The 20,010-nt window shown below is 51.6% G+C and carries 18 protein-coding genes and 1 pseudogene; 16 read left to right on the top strand and 3 right to left on the bottom strand.

Annotated elements, in window-relative coordinates; all coding sequences use genetic code 11:
* Positions 1-417: pseudogene (locus ACMHXH_RS00570) on the bottom strand (hypothetical protein); the annotation flags it as partial.
* A 270-nt stretch (positions 418-687) separates the two neighbouring features.
* Between ACMHXH_RS00570 and ACMHXH_RS00565 the strand changes: the two are divergent.
* From ACMHXH_RS00565 to ACMHXH_RS00545, 5 genes are all read left to right on the top strand, one after another.
* Positions 688-1,047: a DsrE/DsrF/TusD sulfur relay family protein gene (locus tag ACMHXH_RS00565; RefSeq protein WP_039035829.1), complete on the top strand. Its 360-nt coding sequence runs from the start codon at positions 688-690 to the stop codon at positions 1,045-1,047.
* Positions 1,048-1,186: 139 nt separating this feature from the next.
* On the top strand, positions 1,187-1,573 hold the full coding sequence (locus ACMHXH_RS00560; RefSeq protein ID WP_039035830.1) for a nitrous oxide-stimulated promoter family protein: 387 nt from the start codon (positions 1,187-1,189) through the stop codon (positions 1,571-1,573).
* A 57-nt stretch (positions 1,574-1,630) separates the two neighbouring features.
* Complete coding sequence (locus ACMHXH_RS00555; protein ID WP_335912659.1) at positions 1,631-2,488, top strand: hypothetical protein; 858 nt, start codon at positions 1,631-1,633, stop codon at positions 2,486-2,488.
* A 68-nt stretch (positions 2,489-2,556) separates the two neighbouring features.
* The gene (locus ACMHXH_RS00550) at positions 2,557-4,617 is read left to right on the top strand and encodes a S9 family peptidase (RefSeq protein WP_335912661.1); all 2,061 of its coding nucleotides are present in this window, start codon (positions 2,557-2,559) and stop codon (positions 4,615-4,617) included.
* 206 nt (positions 4,618-4,823) lie between these two features.
* Complete coding sequence (locus ACMHXH_RS00545) at positions 4,824-5,402, top strand: lipid-binding SYLF domain-containing protein (protein WP_335912663.1); 579 nt, start codon at positions 4,824-4,826, stop codon at positions 5,400-5,402.
* Positions 5,403-5,450: 48 nt separating this feature from the next.
* Here the strand turns inward: ACMHXH_RS00545 and ACMHXH_RS00540 are convergent, their stop codons facing one another.
* A complete protein-coding gene (locus ACMHXH_RS00540; RefSeq protein WP_039035834.1) occupies positions 5,451-6,020 on the bottom strand; it encodes a hypothetical protein in 570 nt (189 codons plus the stop codon).
* Between the two features lie 335 nt (positions 6,021-6,355).
* Here ACMHXH_RS00540 and ACMHXH_RS00535 point away from each other — a divergent pair, with 335 nt between their 5' ends.
* The 9 genes from ACMHXH_RS00535 (at position 6,356) to ACMHXH_RS00495 (ending at position 16,590) form a co-directional block, all read left to right on the top strand.
* Positions 6,356-7,318, top strand: coding sequence for a LysR family transcriptional regulator (locus ACMHXH_RS00535; protein ID WP_039035835.1), 963 nt, complete (start codon positions 6,356-6,358; stop codon positions 7,316-7,318).
* Between the two features lie 33 nt (positions 7,319-7,351).
* Complete coding sequence (locus ACMHXH_RS00530) at positions 7,352-7,519, top strand: hypothetical protein (protein WP_162835837.1); 168 nt, start codon at positions 7,352-7,354, stop codon at positions 7,517-7,519.
* Positions 7,520-7,528: 9 nt separating this feature from the next.
* Entirely contained in the window at positions 7,529-8,971 is a 1,443-nt protein-coding gene (locus ACMHXH_RS00525) for a disulfide bond formation protein B (protein WP_071475637.1), read from the top strand.
* Between the two features lie 117 nt (positions 8,972-9,088).
* A complete protein-coding gene (locus tag ACMHXH_RS00520; protein ID WP_039035837.1) occupies positions 9,089-11,290 on the top strand; it encodes a molybdopterin-dependent oxidoreductase in 2,202 nt (733 codons plus the stop codon).
* An 11-nt stretch (positions 11,291-11,301) separates the two neighbouring features.
* Complete coding sequence (locus ACMHXH_RS00515) at positions 11,302-11,850, top strand: 4Fe-4S dicluster domain-containing protein (protein ID WP_039035838.1); 549 nt, start codon at positions 11,302-11,304, stop codon at positions 11,848-11,850.
* Positions 11,847-12,470, top strand: coding sequence for a molecular chaperone (locus ACMHXH_RS00510; protein WP_039035839.1), 624 nt, complete (start codon positions 11,847-11,849; stop codon positions 12,468-12,470). The genes ACMHXH_RS00515 and ACMHXH_RS00510 overlap by 4 nt, the downstream gene beginning before the upstream one ends.
* A gap of 18 nt (positions 12,471-12,488) precedes the next feature.
* Positions 12,489-13,454, top strand: coding sequence for a formate dehydrogenase subunit gamma (locus ACMHXH_RS00505; RefSeq protein ID WP_039035840.1), 966 nt, complete (start codon positions 12,489-12,491; stop codon positions 13,452-13,454).
* Positions 13,455-13,557: 103 nt separating this feature from the next.
* Positions 13,558-14,616, top strand: a complete 1,059-nt coding sequence (locus ACMHXH_RS00500; protein ID WP_039035841.1) for a porin — start codon at positions 13,558-13,560, stop codon at positions 14,614-14,616.
* Between the two features lie 75 nt (positions 14,617-14,691).
* Complete coding sequence (locus ACMHXH_RS00495) at positions 14,692-16,590, top strand: methyl-accepting chemotaxis protein (RefSeq protein WP_039035842.1); 1,899 nt, start codon at positions 14,692-14,694, stop codon at positions 16,588-16,590.
* Between the two features lie 104 nt (positions 16,591-16,694).
* Here ACMHXH_RS00495 and ACMHXH_RS00490 read toward each other — a convergent pair whose 3' ends face one another.
* A complete protein-coding gene (locus ACMHXH_RS00490; protein WP_039035843.1) occupies positions 16,695-17,021 on the bottom strand; it encodes a YkvA family protein in 327 nt (108 codons plus the stop codon).
* Between the two features lie 420 nt (positions 17,022-17,441).
* Between ACMHXH_RS00490 and speFL the strand changes: the two genes are divergently transcribed.
* Both speFL and speF read left to right on the top strand, forming a co-directional pair.
* A complete protein-coding gene (gene speFL / locus ACMHXH_RS00485) occupies positions 17,442-17,561 on the top strand; it encodes a leader peptide SpeFL (protein ID WP_082014364.1) in 120 nt (39 codons plus the stop codon).
* 270 nt (positions 17,562-17,831) lie between these two features.
* Positions 17,832-19,997 (top strand): ornithine decarboxylase SpeF, encoded by a 2,166-nt coding sequence (gene speF, locus ACMHXH_RS00480; protein ID WP_335912664.1) that lies wholly within the window; start codon positions 17,832-17,834, stop codon positions 19,995-19,997.
* Positions 19,998-20,010: the final 13 nt, after the last annotated feature.

The raw sequence follows: 20,010 nt of genomic DNA, 5'->3' as shown, positions 1-20,010 counted from the left end.
TGGCTCTGGCTCTGGCTCTGGCTCTGGCTCTGGCTCTGGCTCTGGCTCTGGCTCTGGCTCTGGCTCTGGCTCTGGCTCTGGCTCTGGCAGGACAGTCTCGACCTCGGCGCGGCCGACTTCCACCTCTGGCGCGCTATTTTCGGTTTGAGACTCAAGCTCAGGCGACTCGGTAACCACTTGCTCAGCCGATGGCTGGGATTCAGCTTGCTCCTTCATTTCGGCAAAGTCCAAATCGACACTCTGGTGCCCCTCTTGAGTCTCGCTTGCTGTCTCGGCCTGTGGCGCCTGAGGCATGGCTGAAGCTCTATCTTTGAGCTTAAGCGCCTCATCACGCTCCTCTTTTGCCAGACGCTGCGCTCTGTTGTAGAGGAAAATACCCGCTGCGACCAACAAGATTATGACCAGGATTTTAAACATCTTCGTCCACCATTTTTTGAGTGTCGGGCCGACTGGCAGCCCTGTTTTGTGGTAATGGCAATCAGCCAAAGCCACCCCGCTCTGCACAGAGTTTAACCGATATTAATAGAGTATCGTCTTAGTATAAATCAAGTATTTATGCTTTTTCTGCCCGGTTTACGGCGCTTTTTGCGATCGAAATTCAGTCTGTGACCCTTGGCGCGCCATAGGTAGGTACAAACTGGTACACTCCAGGGGTTTTGATCCCAAGAATGGCAAACAAGGATTCAGATGCAAAAATTACTGATAGTCGCTCACGCCGGCCCGTATGGCACAGAAAAATTGTTTAACACTCTGCGTATCGCCCTGGCGTTGAAAGATCAGGAGCAGACAGAAGTGGAACTCAAGTTATTCCTAATGTCAGACGCTGTCTTTGGGGCAGTTAAAGGCCAGAATACCCCGGATCTCAGCTACAACCTGCAGCAGATGTTCGAAATCCTTACTGCTCAAGGCGTTCCTCTACTACTGTGCAAGACCTGTGTTGAGGCCCGCGGCGTAGTGGCAGATATGCTATTGGATGGCGCAGCCATTGGTACACTCGGCGATTTAAGCCGCTGGACTCTGGAAGCCGACAAGGTTATCCATATCTAGGGTTAACTTGTAATTTAACCTTGAGTGCGCACAAAGCTTCATTTTGTGCGCACCTTCATAATTCCTGCCACTGATTTTGAACCAGCCCCCTTCTCAAGACTAAGATAACCATAGTTGAGTAATTTACTAAGGTAAGGCTATGGAGCTGCTGCAAGGAAAACTGCTGACCGAATTCCGCACTGTTTCTGCCATGGTGTGGATCTACTGCCGTGACCACCATCCCAGAAGCGACGATGGCAGCCTCTGCCCCGACTGTCAGGCCTTGATGGACTATGCCCATACCCGTCTCGACCGCTGCCCCTACGGTGAAAGCAAACCTACTTGCAATAAATGCCCGGTACACTGCTACAAACCTGAACCCAAAGAACAGATGCGTCAGGTGATGCGTTACGCCGGTCCACGCATGTTACTGAGTCATCCGATACTGGCTCTGCGCCACCTATGGTGCGAGCGCAAAGCCGCACCGGGCAAACCACCTAAGGACGCCTCAAACCGCCATAAACGCATGCATAACAGCAAAAACTGACTATTTTTTGTTGCGCCCCTCAAGTGGCTGAGATAAGAATGTCGTTAAGGGGGCCAGATGACTGCATTCAGCGACATTTTTACCCAAGCTTACTGGTGGCTATCGCTGCTTGGAGGCCTGCATTGCCTGGCGTTATCCATCTACGCACGCTTTGTCTATCAGGACAGCCATAGCCAACGTCGGCTACTCGCCGGTATCTTTGCCTTGATGGCGCTCTATTTCTTTACCGGCCTGTTCAACCGCGACAATACCCCGGCCCCTATTCACCTACTGTTTCTGCTATTGCTGCCACTGTACTTCCTGTTGATGCCGGCACTGTATCAATACCTGAAGCAACAGCTAAGCCCAACTGCGGATTCAAAATTGCCACTCAAGCACCTGTTACCATCCATACTCGCTATGTGTCTGGTGATGTTGCTGTGGCTATTCAACCCCAGCCTAGTCACAGGTGTAGCCTTACTGGGTTACCAACCCCGCCTAAGTTGGGGTTCCCTGCTGTTGCCGCTGTTGCTGTTACTGCAAACCACCCTGTATCTGGCATTGGTGTTACAGTTGATGCAGCACTACTACCATGCGCTGGATCAGCAGGAAAACCGACTGCGACAACTACGCAACAACGGGCTGCTGGTGCTGACTCTGGCGCTGATTCTGAACTGGCTGGTTCGCAATATTGCCGTGCTCTTGACTCTGTTTCTCGGCGATCAATTTTCGGCTGTGGCGCAGGCAATCCCGAGACTGGCGCTACTACTGACCCTCTATCTGTTGGCTATCTACGGCCTCAATCAGCTCACCCGCGCCGCCTATCTGCGTGGACGTGAATTCCACCCCCAGGGCACCTCTGTCCCCAAACCGCCGCTCGATAAAGAAGAGCTGGATTTTCTCAATGAGATACTGCGCGAAAAAAAAGATAAGTAACATCGCCCTGGCTGTGACCTTTACGTTAATCTAATGCGGCTTTTAATAACAAAAACAAAGGAACAGAGATGGGATTGTCTAACAGCTACCGCCTGCTGGCCCTGTGCCTTATCGGTATGGGAACCCAGGTTTCCGCCCTTGAGCGGCAACATAAAATAACCAATCAGGACTTTTTCGAGATAGCCAACATGGGCCAGGTCGCTCTCAGCCCAGACGCCAAAATGGCCGCCTGGTTGGAGTCGCGCTGGGATAAAAATCTGGATAAGGCTCAGAAAGACATCTGGCTGGTCGACAGCAAGAGCCGCCAAAGCAAACGCCTGACCTTCAGCAACGAGAGTGAAAGCGCTATCAGCTGGAGTCCCGATGGCCAATATATCTACTTCCTCAGCAGCCGCGGCGATGCCAAGCAGCCAGCCCCCTTCAACGCCAAAGCGCAAATTTATCGCCTCGCGATTCATGGCGGCGAAGCCGTTCCCGTTACCCAAGAGGCCGGTGGCATCAAGAGTTACCAACTGAGTGACGATGGCAGTCAGCTCTATTTCCTGACCCATAAAACCCTGACAGACAAAGATCCCTGGGCCGATATGCGCGCCGCTCACCAAGGCCCTGAGTATGGTCACGGCAGCCGCGATACCAACCCCCTTTACCGCTTGGATCTACAGCATTTTCGCAAGCAGTTGCTGCTGGATGATGGCAAGGTTGTTTGGGAATTCAGCGTCAGCCATGATGGCAATAAACTGGCACGTATCACCACAGAAGACAACGAACTGGTCAATCTGGAAGGTGGGTCTCAAGTAGAAGTCTTCGATATCAAAAACGCCACCAATCAGGTTCTGGCAGACAAGTATTGGCGTGAACAGGCGCCTTCTCCTTACGGTTGGTTACTGGGGTTGAGTTGGGCCGAGGACAACCGCCGCCTCGCCTTCAGAATCGACTTCGACGGTCATCCCGGCAACCTGTTTATCAGTGATACCAGTCAACCTAAGCAGGCACCCTTGAATGTTATGCGTCAGGGCGATATGACACTCAGCGGCGGCGATATCGGTTGGCGCCCGGGCAGTGAAGAGCTCTGCTATCGTGGCGCCGATCATGCGCTGGTACGTCTCTACTGCACCGAAATCAATGATCTGAAACAGGGCAACACCCGAACTCTGCTGCAAGATGATACCGTCATCGGCAGCTACAGCTTCAGTCACAATGGCAAACAACTGGCGTTCAGTCATAACGGCCTGAATCACTTCTACGATCTGTTTATCGCCAACGCCGAGAAGCGCAAAGCCCCGGCCAAGCGTCTGACCCATATCAATCCGCAAACCGATTCCTGGCTACTGCCACAACTGAGCATAATCAAGTGGCAAGCCGCCGATGGCACTCAGGTTGAAGGCATACTGGAATTACCGCCCGGCTACCGCAAAGCCGATGGCCCCCTACCGCTTGTCGTGCAAATTCACGGCGGCCCTACTGCCGCCACCCCGTTTGCACTGCAACACAGATCCTATGGCCGTGCTACTTTCGCCGCCAATGGCTGGGCCTTATTGTCGCCCAACTACCGCGGCTCTACAGGCTATGGCGACAAGTTCCTCACTGACCTTGTGGGCCATGAACACGAGATTGAGGTAAACGACATCATGGCCGGCGTGGACAAACTCATCGCCGATGGCCTGGTCGATGCCGACAAGCTGGCCGTCATGGGCTGGAGCAACGGCGGCTATCTAACCAATGCACTTATCGCCAGTAGCGACAGATTCAAGGCCGCCAGCTCAGGAGCCGGAGTATTCGATCAGCGCCTGCAATGGATGCTGGAAGATACGCCAGGACATGTGGTCAACTTTATGCAAGGCTTGCCATGGGAAAAGCCTGAGGCCTATACCCATGGTTCTTCGTTGACACATGCAGACAAGATAAAGACCCCAACTCTTATCCATATTGGAGAGAAAGACGCCCGGGTGCCTTTAGGACATGCCCAAGGGTTATACCGCGCCCTAAAACATTACCTGAATGTGCCGGTGGAGCTGATAACCTACCCAGGAGAAGGCCATGGTTTGAGCCACTATAAGCACAGACAAGCCAAGATGGACTGGGATCAGGCCTGGTTTGAACATTATGTTCTCGGCAAACCCTTGCCCTAGCCTAAGGGCTCAGTCATAGAAGCCGAGTTAACTGAGATCTAGTTAACTGAACTCTGGCTGACATTCACACTAAAAAGCGCCATTGCAGGCGCTTTTTTAGCCTCCCCCCCTGTATTTTTGCTGCCGGACAAGTAAGCTCAAGAGTAGCCAAAGGTATCCAGGCCCCATTGACCGGGAGCCCAAGACTCTCAATTTGGAGGTTAATCATGAAAACCATTTCTAATACCCTATTTACCCTCTTTGCGCTGGTAGGCAGCCTGCTACTGGTCCCAACAGCCAGTGCCAATGACAGCTACAGCAGCGCCATAGCTACCTTCAAACAAGTCAGCGAAACCCACAAATTCTTCGATTCTGCCTATGGTTATGCAATTTTTCCTACCATAGGGAAAGGGGGACTTGGTATCGGAGCGGCCTATGGCAAGGGACGCGTTTATCGCGGTGGTGCCTATACCGGTGACTCGAGCATGACTCAGGTTTCCATTGGCTTCCAAATTGGCGGCCAGGCCTACAGTGAGATTATTTTCTTCAAGGATGCACAGGCCTACCGCGACTTTACCAGCGGCAGCTTTGAGTTCGGCGCCCAGGCGTCAGCCGTAGCCATCAATGCCGGCGCCAACGCCCAAGCAGGTACCACAGGTAATTCGGCCGGTGCCGGTCAGTCTGGCGGTAGTCAGGCTGCCAAGGCCGCCTATATCAACGGTATGGCGGTATTTACAGCCGCCAAGGGTGGCCTCATGGTAGAAGCCGCTCTTGCCGGACAGTCATTTACCTTCGAAGCGCAATAAACCCATTGACGAGGCGACTCAGGTCGCCTCAACTATTAACCCGTTTTATTAATGTCCCCATGGTGCCGGTGGCGGCGTCACTTCATTGCTCAAATTGAATTGCAACAGAAAGTCTCGGTTTTCCCGGGTCAGGCGATAACTGAAGTTCTGCTGATCCAACCCCAAATGCCAAACATTGGTGACCGACTGCGTCAGACCATGCTGTTTGAAGTTGGCAATCGAAAATTCATCAACCGGAAAAGACTGCCAGGACTCAGTTCCAGGAATGCGACTGTCACCGCCATACTGAGTCACGGCATCTTCGCTGCCATCCTGATGACGATGATCATGCTTGAGCCTGAGGCCATCGGCCGTCTTGCTGATCACCCAGGTGCGGGATCTGTCCTCTCCCACATGCAGCGGAATACGGATCTCGGTTTCTGAGCATTGGCGCACATGCATCACCAACGGCTGGCCCGTGAAACCATCGCCGACACTCCCCCCCTTGATCAGCTCACCACTGTAGGCCTTACCGCATAAATCAGATAATTGCTTAAAAAACTGCTCGGCAGCGGTCAATTCCTGACCCTGTACCGACGTTGTCAACAACAAGGCTGCCATCATCCCCAATCGTTTCATTCTTCTTGTTCCTTCTTGATTAAATGAACGACTATAACGACACACTTTGAAACCAAACTGAATCCCTACAACAAATCGCCACAGCAAGCAAGTCACGAAGTCACAACGAATCATTTCCGAATTTCTTTCACTATTTTACTTGATTAAATTCACACCCTGAGAATAAAAACAGGCTTTCGTTAATTTCATCTGAGGAAATAAGGTTTTTTCGCCTGGCTAAAAATAGGAAGCAATTCATGTTTCAAATAATTAACTATTTCTCAATGTGATCTTAATCTTGGCAATAGTCTAACAATGAATTCATAGTAATGTCTCTGCAGAGTGGGGACAGTTAGATGAAAATTGACAGCCTTAATTATAACCAGTTAAAAGTTTTACTAGCTGTATATAAACATGGCCAAGGAAACTTGGCAGCGGCCGAATTGGGCATATCCAGTTGTGCCGTCACTCGCACACTAAATGCGCTACGTGATGTATTTATGGACTCTTTATTTGTTCGTAAATCAAATGGATTAATTCCTACACAAAAGACCGAAGAATTAATCCCACACGCCAAATTACTAGTAGAGCAATATCAGTTGCTTGAACGGCAACACTCTGTCTTTTCCCCCAGCCAATCCGGCGGTCATTTTGTTATCAGGGCCTATGATGAGTTTGTCTATGCTGTTCATAAAGTCATAAATAATTACATTCTTCCAGAAGCACCCAACTTACGGTTCGATATTCGTACACTCAGCCATGACTGCAGCAATGAGCTCATTGGTGGCGGCGTCGATTTCGTGGTGGTTTACGAAGGTTTTGATGACACTAGGCTCAACTATGAAATCTTCTCTGAGACAGGTGATATCTACATTCTGGCCAGAAAAGATCATCCAATTCTGTCCGAATCCATGTCATTGGAGCAGTTGTCCCACTATCCACTACTGGAAATCGACAACTACAACGACCTGACTTGTCCCTTATTGGTAAATCTATGTCGGGACAATGGCCTGCAAATGGATGTTGCCGGTTACACAGACAGTGTCGCCACTGCAATGCAAATCCTTGCCGAGTCAGACTATATCACTCTCAGCTGCAATCAATTTACTCGCAAGTTTGTCGACATGTTACCTGGTGTCAGTTATCGAAGATTATCTGACAACATGATTGAAAATATAAAAGAAATTCGTAGCGAATACCGTACGGTAGGCAATTACATCCTTTATGGAAACATTAATAATTCCCCGGCTTTCAACTGGGTGAAATCAAAGCTCGTGTATGGATTGGAACGAGAATGGCGTTTGGCTGCGGCCACATAAGAGATAAATCACAAGTGAAACAAGAGGTATCCAATGGAGTTCACATTATTTTGTATTACGGCCTATGCCGCTTATCTGGTTTATAAGAAACCAGAAAAAGAAAAACTGGCAGATAAACTTCTTTTCGGTTGTATCGGAATGAGTTTCTTTATTTGGATCATGATGTCCTGGGGCGTTTTACTTCCTGTCGGTAACTACTAAAGAGTCGTTATGAAAGAGCATATATTCAACAAGTTGGCATCCTTAGCTGCTATTGTCATCATGGCCTTACCTGTGGGTATTGCCTGTTTCTTTTTCGGATTTATCCTGCTGGATAACCCTTGTGCATTTTGCTGGCAAGAACGTACAGCAATGATCTTGGTGGCGCTGACCGCTCTTTATATTGTGCGTTTTGGCCTCAAACCCAAATATATTGCTGCACTGGTCTGGTTGGGGATTTATGGCGCCTTTATGGCATCTGTGCATACCTCATTTAACCTGGCCAGCGATATCGGCCAAGGCTTCTCGCTGAAGATCATGGGCGCCCACACTTACACTTGGGCACTACTGGTCTTTATCGTGGTCCTTGTGGTTGTAGCGCTACTTATGCTGACCCTGGGCAATAAATTCCCCAGCAATGCCTATGGCAAACAGCCACTGGACGCTTTGCCTAAATTCGCCTGCGGTGTATTCCTGGTAGTGATCGCCGGCAATATAGTGCAAGCCTTCACCCAAACCGGCCCACTCCCCTTCGTCGGTCAAGACAGTCCAGGCCGCGTGTCCTTCAACCCCAAGTTCATGAGCTGGGAACTGGATCACTGGCCAACCTATGCTCCCAATGCCCGTGGCGCCTACGCCATCAGCAACCCGGACATGGATACCTGGAACAAGACTCCAGCATTGTTTGCCTCGGCTCCTGAAGCCAGACTACTGAGCCAGACAACACTGCCTGAAGCGATTTCCGGCCGGGTAACCGCCATCGACTACCAACCTGAGAGCCAGATCTATGCGCTGACCACTTCAGACAACTGGGTCTACATCCTGGATAACCAATTCAAACTGCTTACTCAGGCCCAAATCGACGGCATGTATATGCTGCACATTGAAACCTTAAGCGGCGTTAGCTTTACCTCAGCCAATAGCCTGCTGGTAATGGGTTTCAACAAAGCCTGGGCTGAGCTGGTTCTGGATCCTGAGCAAAATTGGGAAATGAACTATCGCCGCTTCAACCAAAGCAGCGACGGCATTGGTGAAACGGCCCGAGGTCAGTTCAGCACTGTCAGAGCCAAGACCAGCTACAGCCTGGCGCTGGGTTACAGCAAGGCGCTGGATCAGTATGTGACCGTCACTACCCGCGATGAACTGAACGAAAACCTGGTGGTATCCCGTTTCGACAAGGGTGACATGACTCTGTCTGCCGAAGCCAATTTCAAAGGACTGGAAGGCAAGGCGCTGCCACAACTGACAGGTATCAGCGTCGATGATGAGCAAGCCTGGCTGCTCAACAATGATGCCAGTGAAGTGCTGCAACTTAACCTGCTCACAGGCGAAGTCTACTCAGGCGTGAAACTGCCTGGTACTGACAACCCACAAGGCTTACTGGTTCGCGACGGTCAACTGCTGACTGTTAGCCAAATCAACGGCCGTAACCAACTGCAAACCTTTGTAATGTAACGCACCTTAGCCCCGGGGGAGTTTCCCCCGGGGTAACGCCGGGAAACCGGCACAATAAAGGCCCTTGGGCCAACAATCATAACGGACTCAAGGTCCAAATTATGGTGAGTGATGACTATGAAAATCAATAGACGCACATTTCTACAGGGGGCCGGAGCCACAGCCGTGCTTTCGTCCCTGTCAGGGTTGACTCCCGGCGTAGCCAATGCCAAAGAGGCGGGAGCCAATTCAGGATTATTAGCCAAGCGCAATGGTAAAGTCGTGTACCATAGCTGTCTGCGTAACTGTGCCGCCCGCTGTCTGCTTAAGTTCCGGGTTCAGGATGGCCGAATGACTTACGTCACCGGCGCCGAGGAACAGGCCAAGACCGGTAAGGCTCCCTGCCTTAAAGGACAAAGCTACGTGCAATACACCTATGCCCCCGACCGTATTCTGCACCCCATGGAGCGGGTCGGTAAGAAGGGTGAAGGCAAATGGCGCCGGATCACCTGGGACGAAGCCTACAGCAAGATTGCCAGCCGCTTTAAGCAGATCATCGACGAGCATGGTTCTGAAGCGATTCTGCCCTACAGCTACTCAGGCAACTATGGTGCCATCGGCATGTCGGCCTCCGGCGAGCGTTTCTGGAACCGTATCGGCTCCTCCATTTTGGAACGTAAGGTATGTACCTACGCCGCCTATGATGGTCTCAAGTCGCTCTACGGCACTTTCCTTGGCCCGGATCCTGAAGATGTAGTACTCAGTGACGTCTATTTGAACTGGGGACACGACGAAGTGGTCTCCAACACCATAGCCATTAAACTTATCAACGAAGCCAGGGATCGCGGTACTAAAATACTGGCGGTCAACCCGCAGCGCACTCCGCTGTGTTCCCAGGCCGATATCTACCTGCAGCCTCGCCCCAGCACAGACGTACAACTGTGTGCCGGTATCATGAAGTATCTGGTAGAAAAAGATCTTATTAATCATAAATTTATTGCCGAGCAAACTGTAGGCTACGACGAGTTACTCAAGCGCCTCGATGAAATCAGCTACGATGAAGTCGAAGCCATTACCGGAGTACCCAGAGCCAAGATGTTCGAGTTTGCCCAGGTGTTGGGTGAAAACGAAAAGACCATGCTGCGTATGGGTTACGGTTTCCAACGTAACTTCAACGGCGCCCGTATGGCCCGCGCGGTTGCCATGCTGCTCGCGGTCACTGGTAACTTCGGTAAACGCGGCAACGGCCTTATCTATGATAACGTTCATGCGGGCGGTGGTTTAAACCAATATCAAGCCAGCGGCAAATATATGCGTCCGAATCCGGATGCCCAGCGCATCAACATGACTGAGCTGGCCAAGGCGTTGCATCCAACTAACCCCACCAGCCACGATAAGCCCAGTAAGTCTATCCACGGGATGATCATCTATAACGGTAACCCTGTGGTTGTCGCACCGGATACCAATGCTGTCATCGAGGGAATGAAGCGCGAAGATCTGTTTGTTGTCGGTCACGACATGGTGATGACTGACTCACTGCAGTATTGCGACATCATAGTCCCGGCCGCCAGCCAGTTTGAAACCGATGATATTGTCGGTGACTACCACGGCTACTATGTGCAGGTATGCCAGAAGGTGATTGAGCCTCTGGGTGAATGTAAGTGTAACTGGACCTTCTTCCGCGAATTGGGTCAGGCAATGGGCTTTGAAGATCCAGCCTTCCAGGCCAGCAACGATGACATCATTCACGAGCTGCTGGATACAGATTCACCTTACTATAAAGGGGTGACTTACGACCGCTTGATGAAAGAGAAATACATCAAACTGGACATTCCTCAACCTGTATTGGCCGACGGTAAATATGAAACTCCAAGCGGCAAGATTGAGTTCAGTTCACAATTGATGGCCGATGCCGGTTTCCACCCAGTACTGGATTGGGGCCTGCCAGAGGATGAGATGGAACCCAAAGAGCGCGAGTTGCCATTCCGCTTGCTATCTTCCGGGGTACCACAGCGGGTTAACAGCTCCTTCTACAACGTGAAATATATCCGCGCCATCCCAGCCTACTACGTCAAAATCAACCCCAAAGATGCCCAGCAATACGGCATTGTCAACAACGACACAGTCAAACTCAGCAACCACAGAGGCGAAGCTAAATTTGTTGCCATGGTCACTACAGGTGTGCCAGAGGGCTCACTGATGACCCCTAAGTGTAACTGGCTCAGACTCAACCCCAACGGTACTGATGGCTGCACCAACTCGTTGACCACAGATAAATTGACCGATATGGGCGGCTGCTCGGCCTACCACTCAACCCGCGTGGCAATGGCCAAAGCCTGAAGGAGATCCTCATGGAAAACAAACATCAACTCGGATTCGTCTTCAGACAGGAAAACTGTGTCGGCTGCCAGGCCTGCACCATAGCCTGCCAGATCCATAACGAACTGCCGGAAGACGTGCGCTTTCGTAAGGTAGACCGTTACGAAGTCAAACGTAACGACGGCATGGTAGACGTGTGGCTCAGCCACTCCTGCATGCATTGCGGCAACCCGGCTTGTCTCATGGTGTGTCCGTCTCAAGCCTATACAGTGCGTGACGATGGCTTGGTGGTACTGGATCGCGAGAAGTGTACCGGCTGTGGCCTGTGTGTCAGTGCCTGCCCTTATGATGCGGTAGTCATGCTGAAAACCGATGGTAAGGCTGCCAAGTGCAACATGTGTATTGAGCTTATCGATCAGGGGCTCAAACCTGCCTGTGTCGACGGTTGTCCGGTCAAGTGTCTGGATACCGACAGAATACAGCAGGTATTGGCCCAGAAACCTTCTGCCAGCAAGCAAGGCGTAGGTTACGGCGACTGCATCACCAAGCCCAATATGGTCATCATCAAGGAGCGACCATGACACACCTCGACCTCGGTCCGGTCGCCAAAGGCTATCAGGCCTTGAAGGGGATGTTGTTTACCCCTTCGAGCCCTGAGTCGCTCAAGCGGCTTATCGACTGGCTGGAACAGGAGCAGCGCTACCCAGAGCTGCTTCAGGAAGCCCAACAATGGCAATCAGAGCCACTGGAACTTGAGTGTGACTTCAACCGTATGTGTATCGGCCCCACCAAATTGCTGGTGCCACCCTATGAATCTGTCTACCGCGATGTCGGTCGACAGCTGAATACGGACCGTACCATGAAAGTCGCCGACTTCTATCAACAGCTGGGACTGGTGATAGATACCAGGTTCAACGAACCGGCGGACTACATAGGCAATGAGCTGGAGTTTCTGTTTTGTGCTGAGGCCCTGCGCCATCAGCAACAAAACGAAGATCCGGCCGCGGCCGATGAGCTGGAACAGTTGGCGCAAGTCTTCCTCGAGCAACATCTTGGCACCTGGTATCAGGCGTTCACTGAAGGGATCTGCCAACATGCACGGCAGGATTTCTGGCGTTGCTATGCCCAGGTGCTGGAAGACTTCCTCACTTCCAGACTGAAGAATTCCGGGGTCGAGACTCCGACTGCAAAGCATCATTAAGATGTTTAAGGATTTGACATGAAAAGTTTGAATGCCTTTATCTCAGGTGCTGTGGCCTTAGTATTCAGCTTACCGCTGCTGGCCGCCGACACTCTGAAACCCGAACCACAACAGTGGCAACCTATACAGGAAGTGGCTATTCAGGGCGATATCCCCGAACTCAGGGGTATGCCGCAACAAGCTCAGTTCCCGGATGCTCTGCCCCCCGTCAATCAAGGGTATCTCGATACTCTGGCGCCGGCCTCCTGGTGGGCCGACCTCCTGAGCTACAGCTTCTTTGGCATGATAGTGCTGCTGGCACTGTTCGTGGCCATCAATGGCAAAGCCAAGCTGAGTCAGGGCTTTTCCGGCAAAAAGGTCGACCGTTGGAGTGGCATGGATGTGTTGGTGCACTGGGTCGGCGCTATCGCCTGCCTGCTGCTGATCATCACAGGCCTTATCATGGTTGCCGGCCGCTTCTGGCTGGAACCCAACATGGGCGCCTCCCACTGGACCGGCTTTATCGGCACTTCGGTAGCCCTGCACGACCTGATGGCCTTCCCCTTCATCCTGGGATGGGCGGTCATGGTGGTCAAATGGGCCGGTAAACAACTGCCGGAAGCCTGTGATATCGGCTGGCTCAAAGTGGTTGGCGGTTACCTGAACTTCGGCCCCTTCAAAGGCAAGCATCCGGATGCCGGTTTTGCCAACGCCGGTGAAAAACTCTGGTTCTGGTGTTTCGCCTTGTTCGGTGCCCTGATGGTCGGCTCGGGTCTGGTGCTCATGTTCCCAAGCCTGGTGGCCACCAAAGACGGTGCCAATTTGGCATTGATCCTCCACCTTGTCAGTGCTTTTGTGCTCGGTGCCTTTACCGTAGTGCATATCTATATGGCCACAGTGATCTCTGAAGGCGGTATGGAATGTATGCTCAGCGGCAAGTGTGACGAAAACTGGGCAAAACAACACCACAACCTCTGGTACAAAAGCCTCTCAAAAGGCAAATAACTCCCACGCCCTCCTCCTGCTCCCGGGGGAGGGCATCCCAAACCTATGATAGCCGCGGCCCTGACGGGTCGGGGATCCCTATACCCAAATGAGGGACAAACAGATGAGAACATCTACCCTATGTTTACTCGGTTGTGCCCTGCCGCTGACAGCAATGGCAGCCGATAATGGCAGCAACAACGATTGGCAAGAGCTCGACCAACGGCTAAAGCGTCTGGAACAGCAACAAGTCAGCTCCAGTGCCCAAAACAGCAGCTTCAGCCTCTATGGTTCACTGCGTCCTACTCTGGTTTACAGCGACAGTGACATCACAGATGAATGGGATGTGGGTGATGCCCTGTCCCGTATCGGCGTCAAGGGCCGCACCGAATTTGCCCCCGGCTGGGCCTTACTGGCTCAAGGTGAATGGAAAATCAATCTCAATGGTGATGGCAGCTTCGGCGATGCCCGGCTGGCATTTGCCGGGGTGGATTCCCCCTATGGTCAGCTCAGCTTCGGCCGCCAACGGCCGGTGCAATACACCCTGGTAGCCGAATATACAGACATATTCAACAACGCCAACAGCCCATTTGCCTACAATCAGGAAAGCCCCTTCTTTGCCGACAATCTGGCGTTGTATCAGTTCAAATTGCAGCACTTTACCCTGATGGCCTCGGCACGCTTCGATGGTGAGGGAGATAACAGCGGCGCCGATGCCATCAACGCCGGTCTGGGCTTTGACTGGCAGGGGTTACATTTGGGGGTCAGCTATCTGGAACAGGACAATTTCGAAGGTGAGCTGAAAACCGGCAAAGATAAGACCAGCGCCGCCGCTGTGGCCTACAGCTTCGACAGCGGCATCTATCTGGCGCTCGCCTACCAGTACAAAGACTATCAATTGACTGGCAGCGAAGACAGGGACGGCAGCACCCTGGATGCCGCGCTGGCGATTCCCCTGTCACAGGACTACAAACTCAAGCTGGGCTACTTCCGTTTCGATGATGGCCTGGAGTCCGATATCAGCTTGGATTATCAGGGCTTCAACACCACCCTGGAATGGAATCCTGCCAGCAATGTGCGCTTGCACCTTGAATATCTGCAGCAAGACAACGAACAACGCGCTACCGACAAGAGCATTGCCTTCGGCATTCGCTACGACTTCGATCTGAATTGGAAAGGCTAACCCTAACCAGACGCCCTCCAGAAGAGGCCGACTCCGGCCTCTTCTATTCAGCGCATATCATGGAGTTAGCAATAAATGGGATTTAAGAAATCACTCGTGGCCTCTATGGTCACTTTAGTCGTCCTTAGCCTGTTGATCTCAAACTGGCTCTCCTATATCCAAATCAAAGAGGCCACCATCGCCGGGGTCAACGACAAGCTCACCAGCGTTACCCGCAATGAGTCCGATAAAGTCGCCACCTGGTTTGGCGCCAAAGCCCAGGCAATGGATCAACTGGCCCGACACTACCACCAAGGGAGCTATCGGGACAGCTACGCCAGCACCGCACGCCTCACCACAGATCTCACCGGGGTCGCCCGCATCTACTTCGGCTTCGATGACGGCAGCGCCTATTCCACAGAGACCAGCGATAAGTGGTTTAACGGCAGAGCGATTGCGGGGAAATACGACCCCAGAACACGCCCCTGGTATCAACAAGGGAAGGCCACCAACCAGCTCGATGTCACCGATATCTATACCGACGATGGTACCGGCAACAAGGTGATCTCCATCTTGAAAAACTTGGGCAATGGCGTGGTTCTGGGCGACATAGAACTCACCTATCTTCATAAGGTTGTTAGCGCGATAGACTATCCGGGCGCGGTAGCCCTTATCACGGATCAGACAGGTAAAGTGCTGGCTTCGGAGTCCCCCCAATTGGTGACCGGCAGCCACTTTAGCGATTTTGGCCTCCCCCAGGTGGAGCAGAAGCTGCTTGGCAATGATGAGATGATGCAGGAATACCGTATTGATGGCGTCGATAAGCTCGCATTCTCTAAAGCAATTCCCTTGGTCAACGGCAAACAGTGGTATCTGCTCATCAGCGTGGATAAGTCGGGCGCCTATGCGGTGGTGGATCAGGCTCTGAAAAACGCCATAATCTCTTCTGCCATCATGTTGCTGTGTGCCATTACTATCTTGCTCGGGGTACTATCTCTGCTTTATCGCCCTATCTTGTCCCTCAAGGTTATGGTCACCGAGTTATCGAAAGGCAATGGCGATCTCACCAAACGGCTCAAGATACACAACCAAGATGATCTGGGGCAAATTTCCCAGGGGATCAATCAGTTTATCGCTAACCTGCAAGCCATGATGCAGGAAGTCATGCAGGCCTCGACACACATCTCAGGTGGCGTTGAACGGCTCAACACAGAAACCGAGACCAATCGCCAGATATTGTCGGCGCACACCAGAGAAACGGAACAAATTGTCGCCGCAGTGGAAGAGATGAGCGCCACAGCCAACGATGTCGCCCAAAATGGCAGCACAACCGCTTCCTTTACTCAGTTGACCAACGAACAGGCTCTGGCATCTAAACTAGTGGTTGCCGAGGCGACCGAAACGGTCAATCGCCTGGTCAGGGAAGTTGAGCATACCGCAAACCAGATAGGTCAAATCGACCGGGATACCACCAATATCACTCAGGTGTTGAAGGTCATCGGCGATATCGCGGATCAGACCAACCTACTGGCGCTCAACGCAGCCATTGAGGCGGCGCGAGCCGGTGAGCAGGGACGAGGGTTCGCCGTGGTGGCCGACGAAGTAAGGGCTCTGGCGGCGCGCACCCAGGACAGCACCGCAGAAATTGAGGTAACGCTGAACAATCTCAGAGAGGCATCCAATAGTGCGATCCACTCGATGGAGAAAACCAAACAAACCTGCCTGAAAACAGCTAAAACCACAGAGAGAGTCGCTACAGACCTCGATACCATAGGCGGGTCGGTCAATCAGATTAACGACCTCAATACTCAGATAGCCACCGCCGCCGAAGAGCAAAGCTCGGTCTCGGCAGAGATTACCCGTAACATGAGCGCTATCTGCGAAATGGCCAACGAGCTGGCTCGCAGCGGTGAAGCCAGCCGTAACGAAACCGCCAACCTGGCCACCGCCAACCAACAGCTGGAACAGATTGTGGGGCAATTTAAACTCAGTTAAACAAGTAGATCACGGGGGCTTACACCCGAAGCCCCCTTTCCCAACGGCAACTGAGACAAACCCTTAAACAAGGTTTAGTATAAAACCGGCTTAAGGGTACTCGTTTAGTCAAACCAACGCTTCAGCGTCTGATCAGCTTCCTGTTTCACCTCGGCGTTCACATAAAGACTCACCATGGCAAGTGCCGCCGCCAAAGCACCGAGATCATCACTGAAACCCACCAAGGGGGTCAGATCCGGAATGGCATCCAAAGGAGTAATAAAATAGGCCAAGGCACCAAATATTGCGGCTTTGGCCCATTTTGGGGTATCTGGCCTCTGGGCGGCGTAGTATAGCCAGAGCGCCTTCTGGACGACTTCCCGACCAGCCTGCTTGGCGTAATCCTTGAGCTTGGCCCAAAAACCACTGTCGCTGTATTGCTCTTGTTCCATCTCACTCTCCACAACCAATAAAGAGGACAGTATTCAACCCTGACCTGGCTAACGTCAAGCATCACTCAAAAGAGTCATTATTGGAATAATCAACCCACTTATTTACCTTTGTGCAACAACCATGATCGGCTGAATGTTGATGCAATAAAAGTAGATAAGAACCCAACAATAACATTCCATAACACATAAAAATTTAATTCAGATAATTACCATCTCATTAATTATCTACAGCAAATATAACTATAAGGTGTAAATTTTTAATACAAGCTATTAAAAACAATAATTTTTTAAATCACCCAGATACATTCCTTAACAACTAATTAGAATTATGACTTGGCTCATACTTTTATTTTTTGCCCAGATATAAACTCGCCATTAAGTTATCACCAGTGCTTTTCTCTAGACGTAACGGAGCAGTATATGAAGAGAAAGTCTAAAATCATGGCGCATATAAGGCGCACCCGACATATCATGATGCCGACCCATCGTGATTATTTTGACCACGCTTTCTTTTTCCCTGCCACAGCCCTCTCCAACTAATGGAGATAGGCTGCTCCGCGCATCCATCTCCTTAGTATCCCCAATACATACAATTAGTTGCTTTTACTCGGCCGGTAATATCCTGCACGCGTATTGGTAAGGCTTTCTTATACCTTATTCTCTGGCGAAGCATTCGTCATGGTATCTCTACGCCTTACTTAAATATCGCTGCTTGAATATATCAGCCCAGGGCTGACTTTATCTAAATTTTAATATTGGAATTTATTTTCCGATACGAGCCCTGCTGACTTTTTTAAACAAGGTTATTTTATGAAATCATTAAAAATTGCAGCAAGTTTATCTGTTCGTTCTTGTTTTGATACTGAAAGAGAAGTTGTCAACGTATTAACTACCGATTTTTGCGATATTGGTGCCGTGGTTGTTTCAGTAACAGACGTTAATAACGGCATAGTCGACAAAATCAACAATACAGGCCTAAAGCTACCCATTTTCGTCGCCGTATGTTGTGAAGAAACCTTCCCAGATGATATCTGCTCTGCCATTACCGGCGTATTCGAGCTGTGCGCCAGCAGCAGTACCGCGTTTTACGGCAAACAGGTAGAAACTGCACTCAATAAATATGAGCAAGCGCTGTTGCCACCTTTCTTCGGCACGCTGAAAAAGTATGTCGATATGGGTAACTCCACCTTTGCTTGCCCAGGACACCAAGGCGGCCAGTTTTTCCGCAAGCACCCGGTTGGCCGCCAGTTTTTTGATTTTTTTGGTGAAACAGTATTTCGCGCCGACATGTGTAACGCCGACGTCAGACTGGGCGACCTGTTGATCCACGAAGGTGCCCCCTGTGATGCCCAGAAGCATGCCGCCAAGGTATTCAATGCCGACAAGACTTACTTTGTCCTCAACGGCACTTCGGCCTCCAACAAGGTGGTGTGTAATGCCCTATTGACCAAGGGCGATCTGGTACTGTTTGACCGCAACAACCATAAGTCAAACCACCACGGCGCGCTGATCCAGGCCGGAGCTACCCCGGTTTATCTGGAAACCGCCCGTAACCCCTTCGGCTTTATCGGCGGTATCGATGCCCATTGTTTCAGCGAAAGCTATCTGCGCGAAGAAGTGCGCAAGGTTGACCCCAGCCGTGCCGATGCCAAGCGCCCCTTCCGCCTGGCGGTGATCCAGCTGGGTACCTACGACGGCACCATATATAACGCCCGTCAGGTCGTGGACAAGATAGGTCACCTGTGTGACTACATATTGTTTGACTCCGCCTGGGTGGGCTATGAGCAGTTTATCCCCATGATGAACGACTGCTCACCGCTGTTGCTGGAGCTGAGCGCAGAAGATCCGGGGATCCTGGTGACCCAGTCGGTACACAAACAGCAGGCCGGTTTCTCACAAACCTCGCAAATCCACAAGAAAGACAGCCATATCAAAGGCCAGGACAGATACTGCAACCATAAACGTTTCAACAACGCCTTTATGTTGCACGCCTCCACCAGCCCCTTCTACCCGTTGTTTGCCGCACTGGATGTCAACGCCAAGATGCACGAAGGCGCCAGTGGCCGCTTCCTGTGGCGTGAGGCGGTGAAAGCCGGTATCGAAGCCCGTAAACTGCTGCTGAAAAAGTGCAAATATATCAAGCCATTCATTCCGCCAATGATAGAAGGTACCCCGTGGCAGGCTCATGAAACCGAACAGATGGCCGATGACCTGCGCTTCTTCGAATTCGAACCCGGTCAGAAATGGCATGCCTTCGAGGGATATGAGAAAGGCCAATACTTCGTCGACCCTTGTAAGTTCCTGCTGACGACTCCGGGTATCGATGCCGAAACCGGCAAGTACACCAACTTCGGTATTCCGGCGACGATTCTGGCCAACTTCCTGCGTGAAAATAACATCATTCCGGAGAAGTGCGACCTCAACTCGATTCTGTTCCTGATCACCCCGGCCGAAAACATGGCCAAGATGCAGCATCTGGTATCTCAGATTGCCCGCTTCGAGAAGCTGGTCGATGAAGATGCGCCGCTGTCTGAAGTGCTGCCCAATGTCTACAACGCCAACAAGGAACGCTATCAGGGTTACACCATACGCCAGCTGTGTCAGGAGATGCATGACCTCTATGTCAGTCATGACGTAAAACAGCTGCAAAAAGAGATGTTCCGTCAGGCTCACTTCCCCAAAGCCATGATGAACCCACAGGAAGCCAACATAGAGTTTATCCGCGGCAATGTGGAGCTGGTGCCCCTGTCACAGGTGGAAGGTCGCATCGCGGCTGAAGGCGCCCTGCCTTATCCACCGGGAGTGCTCTGTGTGGTTCCCGGCGAGATTTGGGGCGGCGCAGTTCAACGTTACTTCCTCGCCCTGGAAGAAGGGATCAATCTGCTGCCGGGTTTCTCACCTGAGCTGCAGGGCGTGTATCTGGAACAAACCCCTGAAGGCCGGCAACAGGCCATGGGCTATGTCCTGAAAGCTTAACCATAAGCGGCGG

Origin of the sequence: Shewanella sp. BJSY2023SW001 (assembly GCF_047314685.1) — a bacterium.
Taxonomy (GTDB): domain Bacteria; phylum Pseudomonadota; class Gammaproteobacteria; order Enterobacterales; family Shewanellaceae; genus Shewanella; species Shewanella indica.
The sequence above is the reverse complement of the archived record's forward strand: the minus strand, read 5'-3'. Positions and strand labels throughout refer to the sequence as shown.